The organism is Halomonas sp. IOP_31 (assembly GCF_021151495.1).
Lineage (GTDB): Bacteria > Pseudomonadota > Gammaproteobacteria > Pseudomonadales > Halomonadaceae > Modicisalibacter > Modicisalibacter zincidurans.
In genome coordinates, this window is the sequence record NZ_JAIRBP010000065.1 from 1 (window position 1) to 5,422 (window position 5,422).

At 55.0% G+C, this 5,422-nt stretch carries 5 protein-coding genes and 1 pseudogene; 1 reads left to right on the forward strand and 5 read right to left on the reverse strand.

Annotated elements, in window-relative coordinates; all coding sequences use genetic code 11:
- Window positions 1–256: 256 nt before the first annotated feature.
- The 4 genes from K7I12_RS17135 to K7I12_RS17150 form a co-directional block, all read right to left on the reverse strand.
- Complete coding sequence (locus tag K7I12_RS17135; protein ID WP_231664780.1) at window positions 257–622, reverse strand: hypothetical protein; 366 nt, start codon at window positions 620–622, stop codon at window positions 257–259.
- 43 nt (window positions 623–665) lie between these two features.
- A complete protein-coding gene (locus tag K7I12_RS17140; protein ID WP_231664781.1) occupies window positions 666–1,139 on the reverse strand; it encodes a hypothetical protein in 474 nt (157 codons plus the stop codon).
- Between the two features lie 354 nt (window positions 1,140–1,493).
- Window positions 1,494–2,462, reverse strand: coding sequence for a DUF932 domain-containing protein (locus tag K7I12_RS17145; RefSeq protein ID WP_231664782.1), 969 nt, complete (start codon window positions 2,460–2,462; stop codon window positions 1,494–1,496).
- Window positions 2,463–2,598: 136 nt separating this feature from the next.
- The gene (locus tag K7I12_RS17150; RefSeq protein ID WP_129140160.1) at window positions 2,599–2,931 is read right to left on the reverse strand and encodes a hypothetical protein; all 333 of its coding nucleotides are present in this window, start codon (window positions 2,929–2,931) and stop codon (window positions 2,599–2,601) included.
- A gap of 576 nt (window positions 2,932–3,507) precedes the next feature.
- Between K7I12_RS17150 and K7I12_RS17155 the strand changes: the two genes are divergently transcribed.
- Complete coding sequence (locus tag K7I12_RS17155; protein ID WP_231664783.1) at window positions 3,508–4,200, forward strand: YagK/YfjJ domain-containing protein; 693 nt, start codon at window positions 3,508–3,510, stop codon at window positions 4,198–4,200.
- A gap of 472 nt (window positions 4,201–4,672) precedes the next feature.
- Here K7I12_RS17155 and K7I12_RS17160 read toward each other — a convergent pair.
- Window positions 4,673–5,302 (reverse strand): annotated as a pseudogene (locus K7I12_RS17160) (transposase); the annotation flags it as partial.
- Between the last annotated feature and the right edge of the window lie 120 nt (window positions 5,303–5,422).

Genomic DNA, 5,422 nt, shown 5'->3' on the forward strand with positions numbered 1-5,422 from the left:
TGTGTCTCGACGCTGGGTAATTGATCAAAACGTGACCGATTCTTGCTGAATCCAGCATGAAGAGCTGGCCTGATCACTCAGCAGGCCGAACTCGCGCCAATGGTGCAATATTCAGGCTAGTGCCTCCCTGAAGGCATCCAGAAAGAAACTCGCCTTTAAGCTGTGAGCTTTCATTCGAGCATCCAACTAGGGAAAATACGCTAAGTAGGGAGAAGCCCAGCAAAGTGGGGGCCGAAAATCTCATTGCCATCACCCTCTAGCCCAACACCAGAGCACAGCCCAATGCCACCCCAATGCCGAGACCAATAAGCTGTGGCCCCACCAGCCAGAAGAGCTTGATGCCGAGCAGGCTGAAGAAGCCGCCGCTCGTGAACACCATATCCGGATGAACGAACCGACGAAGCATATCGCCGAGCAGGGCGCCCACTACTCCGAACACGGAACCCAGCAGTCCAGCCAGTAGTTTCGCGAAAAAGCTGGCTCCCAATACCATCGGCGATGTATTGAATGTCAGCACTACGAACGAGACGATGATGGCGGCAATTCCCCAGCCCACCATAGCAGGACTAAGGGAAGATACTGGCGAATTACTAGCCGCCTTGTGATTTCCTTGTGACTCCATGTCATGACCTCATTGAAGATGAAACATTACAGGCAGCTGGAAGCTACCAAGCAGATACGCAGCTGTTTTGGGGGCTGTCCAGCGGTGCTATGACGCTTTCGATGTTTTTCGTAGGCAACCGGGAGCGGATGCCGCCAGCACTGATGTAGAGGTTGTTGGCTTGCCGAAGGGCTTGCCAGAACCCGGGAAAGAGGTCTCCACACACACGGCAGTCGGTATAGAAAGGATTATTGTAAACCTCGCCATCAATGATGACGTCAAAGCCTTCTCCTCCTGACAGGGTGTCTGAGTGATAGCTCTTTCCCTCAATCGTAGCGGTAGCACTGATATAGCCGCCCGTTGAGCTTCCATCCTGGTAGTCAGGGCATGAAACAAGGAGGCTGTTGCGGTTGCCATCGTCGACCGCATACTCCGTCGTCCCCATTGCCCAGCCACTTGTCCATTCATATGTGCCGGCCAAGGCCGGACCACTCAAGACCCCAAAAGCAAGCAATGTCCAAAGAAACCGCCTTTCCATATATGAATTCTCCTTTTCTGAACTCTTCCTCTTAGGGGGTGAGCCGTTTTTGGATTTCCCTATCTCACTCAACAGGATAGGGTCAACCCTCTAGGGTATCGGCTGCCCGCGCGCGAACTTTAGTGAGAAAAAATGCTAGTGATCAAAGTGCCAGCCATCTTAAGAAATGCTCCTTGCATGGGCTGAGCCAAACCTGCCTGGGCAGCTATGCGTCAACTGCGTCAGGGTGTGGCAGATCTAGAGCGTCATTCGCAATGACATGAGTACCTCCATAAACAGCACGCCCGGCCTTCTGCGGGGCCGGGCGCTATGCCGTGGTAGGGGAAAAGCGAGGTAGAGAGCTCAGAATGCCGTTCAGGCCACCAGCGCAAGAGCAGACTCCAGCGCCTTGTCCTTGAGGCCAGCGCCCTGGCCGAACCAGGCGGAGTCCATGCGGTAGTCGTTGCTGCGGGCGCGCTTCTCGTGGTCCACGTACTCGGTGACCGCGTTGAGCAGGCCCCAGGCGGTGCCTCGCGCCGTGCACAGCTGAGAACCGCGCCCCTCGCCCTGATAGAGCTTCTGGACGCGATTGAGGGCGCGAACGTTGGGTAGCTTGGACGGATCGTCCAGCGGCGCCTCGGCGTTGCAGATCACCGACTGGAAGTAGGTCCTCGCTTCTTCCTGGCTGACCTTTCGCTCGGCCAGAGTCTTCAGGCGATACATGAAGTCGTCCCACTGCGACACGGAGATCCCCAGCTGCTGCTTGACCAGCTGCGGACGGAACTCGGTGCTGTGCGGCACCTTCACGCCCTGCGAGGTGCCATCAACGGCAATGGTCAGGGTGTTGTTGCAGACCACCCGCACGGACGTCGGAGTGGCGACGGTAGCCAGTGAACCGTCGCAGGAGGTGGCCAGCAGCAGGTAGTCGTTGACCTGGTCCTGGCCCTTCAAGGCCCCGCCCAGACCACTTTTCGCCAACGCCCAGAACTTGCGACCACCCTTGAGCACGCCGGCGGTCTCCAATTCGTAACCGGCGTACTCGGTCAGATCCCGGTAAAACTCCAGGACCTCCTCGGGCTGGACCACCTTGTAGCGCTGGGAGACCACCGATAGCGGAGACCGGGTATCGGAGCGATAGAGGACCTTCTGCTCCGGGAAGGAGTGGATGCTACCCAGGTGGCCTGAGCCATCGGTGATGAAGCGCACCGGGGATTCCTCGATGTGCCAGTCCATGCCGGCCTGCTGCCGCCAGACCTCCAGCGGTTGGTGACGGGAGAGCTGCTGACCCAAACCATGCCAGGGGGTATCGCCGACGTAGGCCATGTGTTCGATCAGGTGTGCCATGGTGAAAGCTCCTTGTGAGTCGCGCACGGCATAACGGCCCGCTCCCCAAGGAAGCAGGCCGACCGTGAGCTTGTAGAGAGAGAATCGTGGGGTCATCGCCTAGCAGCGATGGATTCGTGAGACAGGCCGTCAGGGATCAATCGACATGAGGACGAAAGGTGTGGCCGCAGGCCCGGCACTCGAGATTGTCGAGCACCTGGCTATCCAGCTCGCTGCCGAGGCGAGCCCCGGCGACGCCGCCCGCCGTGCCACCGACCAATCCACCAAAGACGGCGCCAGCGATGCTTCCGACGGCGATCCCTACCGGACCGCCTACTGCGCCAACCAACGCGCCGGCCTCGGCACCACTCCAGGCACCAGCCGCCCCACTGGCGGTGCCGGCCACCGCACCCGTGGTGCCACCTACCTTCCGACCATGATGGCGCGACACCACCCGCGATGCGCCACAGCTGGGACAAGACATCGTCATTGAACTGCCTCCTCAAAATAGAAAAAAGAGAATCAAAGCCATCCATCTATGGCTTCAAGGAGGTAGTACAGGTTTGAAAAATTATTGATTCGAATATCCGGCAGACCAGGAATCCTATACGGCGGCACCGTGCCATCCAGGTCTCATTTGCGCCTATTCAGCGCCCGATCCGGCAGAGATGTATTTTTTTACATCGCTGAGTTATGGGTTGAGCGGTAAGTGAAAGGCAGTCTGAAATACATCACAGCGAGACAAAGATGGCGACATATTTGATGCATCGCCTTGATGTATTGTGCGAGTAATTAAGCAAGGAGGATTTCAGGTAAAACCTTGTAGTTTTGTTTTGTTTAAAGGGGGTGGCTAGCAATTAAGAGGTTTTTTAGTTTAGGGTAAGTTAGTATTGTCTAGTAATTATTATTGCAATGCATTATTTTTGATTGGTGGTGATGCACTGCTGGGTGGCTGCTAGTAAAACCCATGTGACCATGAAGGGTCACAATGCTGCCTTGTTTAGTGTCTAACTTACATTGTCTCTGGGGAAAGAGGCTTGTTAACTAAATACGAAGGAGTTTTATCATGAAGCCTGCACCATCACGTCTTGCCGAAAATACTAACCTAAATCTAATATACGATCCCATTTATCAACCTGAGCCTGGTGTGGTTTTGCCAATACAAACCAGTAAAGGACCATTGGTGGAAGATTACCTGTATCGCCTGTATCGTGTGATTTGTCAAGCCATTGAAGATCATAAGCGTGTACTCGCCTGTCGATTCGACTTAACCCTTCCACATGGCGTGCCTCTGCCAGAAGATGCCGCTACCAATGGTCCAATTAATCGATTCCACAAGTCATTAAATTCCAAGATTGCTCATGACAGAAAAATGAAACAAGCTCAGGGTATTCCTCATGGCTGTCGTGTGCGTTACGCCCGTGCACGGGAGATAAGTCAGGACGGGATGCCCCATTACCATGTTCTACTACTGTTGAACCTACATGCCTACTACACCCCCGGGAATTGGAATTATGAAGGGAAAAATTTGTTCTGGCGTGTAGCTGAAGCCTGGGCCAGTGCCTTGCAGGTTTCCTTAGAGGACGCAGTAGGGCAAGTTAGATTGTGTCGCTCTTCAAACACGTCGTGCTATTATTTGGAGCCGGCTAACGGGTATCAGGGTTTGCCCGCTCTATTTGAGTGGTCCAGTTACCTCTGCAAGGCACATTCTAAACAATACGGAGGCCATGTTCATGCCTTTGAGACTAGTCGAAGATAAAAAATATTTATTCTAATTGAGGCTTTCTGAGCAATCAGAGATTCAAGTTTCTTAAAGTGCCCCCCATTATTTCGTCAAGCATTATTTTCTTGCATGACCTATCTTATGTGCGGCGGTGCCGTTGTTCTGTCGCCTCTTTTTGTCTCTCCATCTGCTGACCACAATTGGAAAAGGAGATATCTCATGTCGCAATGTTTCCATGATGAAGACCTATTTGCTGCTTCTCTGCGAGAGCGGTTCCCAGAGCATGCTGATAGAGTCATGGCGAAGTCAGGATTACCGATCCGTGAAAAGGCGAGATCATATCCTGCGCAATCGCTGACACATTCTTTCTCTCAGACTGACGACTCAGTTTCCACAGCAAACCCTAATTCATCGGACGCAGTGCTTCAATGTTATCAGAGCACAACCACACAGGCTGAAATAACAGTCGGGGAGTTGCGATGCCTGTCAAGCTTGTTGGAACCTGGAATCAGGCGGCTTCTAATCGCTGATCGCGTTGAACCAGCGGGTCTTCTCGGTCCGGGTTCAGCCAGACCGTACGGCGCGGTGTCCAGTTGCGGGTGGCACTGCTCCACCGCCCGGGATGTTGTCGTTTCGCCTCGGCATAGATGGCATCTCGCCTTGCCAGCACCTCGTTATCCTGGCCGGCATGCCGCTCACCCGGGGTGACGAACCGTATGGCGCTGTGGCGGTGCTCGTGGTTGTACCAGTGCACGAATCGCGTCACCCATTGCTGCGCCGCTGACAGGCTCTCGTAGCCATCCATCGGGTAGTCGGGCCGGTACTTGCAGGTCCTGAACAGCGACTCCGAGAAGGCGTTGTCGTTGGAGACCCGGGGGCGGCTGTACGACGGGGTGATGTTTAACCGCTGCAGCGTCGCCTGGAGCGTCGAGCCTTTCATGGCGGAGCCGTTGTCGGCGTGTAATACCAGTGGCTGGTTGATGCAGCCTTCGCGCAGCACGGCACGCTGGATGACCTCGCTGCTGTTGGCCATGGACTCCTGGTCGAAGACCTCGGCATCGACGATCTTGCGGCTGTAGATATCGACGATCATGTACAGGTAGTAAAACTGCCCACGCACCGGGGTCGGTAAGTAGGTGTAGGGGTCGAGCCGGGGCGCCCTGCCAACCTTTCAGCTGGTGGTTTCCCCGGCCCGCCCTCCGAACCGGACATGCGACTCTCACCGCATCCGGCTCTCCACAAGGTTATGCCAGTGTTT

Bases quoted from the DNA above. Each gene is read 5' to 3' on its own strand.
- K7I12_RS17135 (WP_231664780.1), bottom strand. From the start codon at position 622: ATGGAGTCACAAGGAAATCACAAGGCGGCTAGTAATTCGCCAGTATCT.
- K7I12_RS17140 (WP_231664781.1), bottom strand. From the start codon at position 1,139: ATGGAAAGGCGGTTTCTTTGGACATTGCTTGCTTTTGGGGTCTTGAGT.
- K7I12_RS17145 (WP_231664782.1), bottom strand. From the start codon at position 2,462: ATGGCACACCTGATCGAACACATGGCCTACGTCGGCGATACCCCCTGG.
- K7I12_RS17150 (WP_129140160.1), bottom strand. From the start codon at position 2,931: ATGACGATGTCTTGTCCCAGCTGTGGCGCATCGCGGGTGGTGTCGCGC.
- K7I12_RS17155 (WP_231664783.1), top strand. From the start codon at position 3,508: ATGAAGCCTGCACCATCACGTCTTGCCGAAAATACTAACCTAAATCTA.